Source organism: Vibrio sp. Vb0304, from assembly GCF_033338995.1.
Lineage (GTDB): Bacteria > Pseudomonadota > Gammaproteobacteria > Enterobacterales > Vibrionaceae > Vibrio > Vibrio alginolyticus.
This window is the reverse complement of record NZ_JAWOTT010000306.1, coordinates 1-1,102: the sequence shown is the minus strand read 5'-3', so window position 1 is coordinate 1,102 and position 1,102 is coordinate 1. Positions and strand designations below refer to the sequence as shown.

The window sequence follows — 1,102 nt, the reverse complement described above, 5'->3', positions numbered from 1 at the left end:
CTCGCACTGTACACCATGACGTTGATTTAACCGCATTCAACAAACCGAAAGGGTTATTACCGGACTATCAAGAGCGTTACTTTTATGCTGACAAAGCGCTACAAAATTACGCGTATGAAGCAGCGGTGGAGACGTTAGGCAAAGAGAGTGTGTTCCGAGGCATCATTGCTTCTGGTGACCAATTTATCGCCAGTAAAGTAAAAGTCACGGGCATCTACCAAGAGTTCAACGCGATGGCCGTTGAAATGGAAGGTGCAGCATTGGGACAAGTTGCAACCGCCTTTAAGGTTCCGTATGTTGTCATCCGCACGATTTCCGACAAAGCGGATGGTTCTGCTGATGTGGTTTATTCTGAGCTGAAAAAAGCGACGGCAGATAACTCAGCAACCATTACGCTCAACATGCTTAAGCGCATGCAATAGGGTGAGAATACGAAAAGCAGCACATTAAGTGCTGCTTTTTTATGAGTTCGTCAAAGTAAACATTATCGATTCTTTACCTTCAAATTCCACCCTCAGCCGCGAGTTTGGTTGTAAGCGGCTGAGAGAATCGATTGTCATCGTTGGCCGATTTCCACCACAAGCTAAGTTGCTCTTTGTCCATTGGCTTTCCGAACAAGTATCCTTGCATGAAATCACATCGATAAGCGGACAACCATTTGTGCATAACGTCGTGTTCAATGCCTTCGGCGGTCACGGTTTTGTTTTGAGCATGGCACAGCTCAATGATCGGTTTGATCACGTGTCCATTATTGGTATTCATCAACGTCAGTAGAAACTCTCGGTCAAACTTAATCTTTTGTACTGGATATTGAACAAGCTGAGTGAGCGACGTGTAGCCAGAGCCGAAATCATCAATAGCAAGTCGATAACCCAGTTTCGAAAGCTCATCAAGCAATGCCGTGCCTTGCTGTTCCGCGGCAAACGTCTCGGTAATCTCTAGTTCGATACATTCTGGTTTGATGCCATTTCTCGTTACGTGTTTATGAATAAATTGCGCCATTTCTAACGAGTTTAATTCGGCCGATGAAAGGTTGATGGACAGGACAATGTCTTTGCCAAAAATGCTTCTTAAATGATGGTATTCCTCGGTTGCATTGGCA

General features: G+C 44.7%; 2 protein-coding genes. One reads left to right on the top strand and one right to left on the bottom strand.

Annotated features, from left to right (window positions below; all coding sequences use genetic code 11):
- Positions 1 to 422: 5'-methylthioadenosine/S-adenosylhomocysteine nucleosidase (gene mtnN / locus R7P35_RS25840; protein ID WP_318058544.1), on the top strand; the 422-nt coding region annotated here is incomplete at its 5' end.
- Positions 423 to 501: 79 nt separating this feature from the next.
- Here the strand turns inward: mtnN and R7P35_RS25835 are convergent.
- On the bottom strand, positions 502 to 1,102 hold a 601-nt coding region (locus R7P35_RS25835), incomplete at its 5' end, for an EAL domain-containing protein (RefSeq protein WP_318093309.1).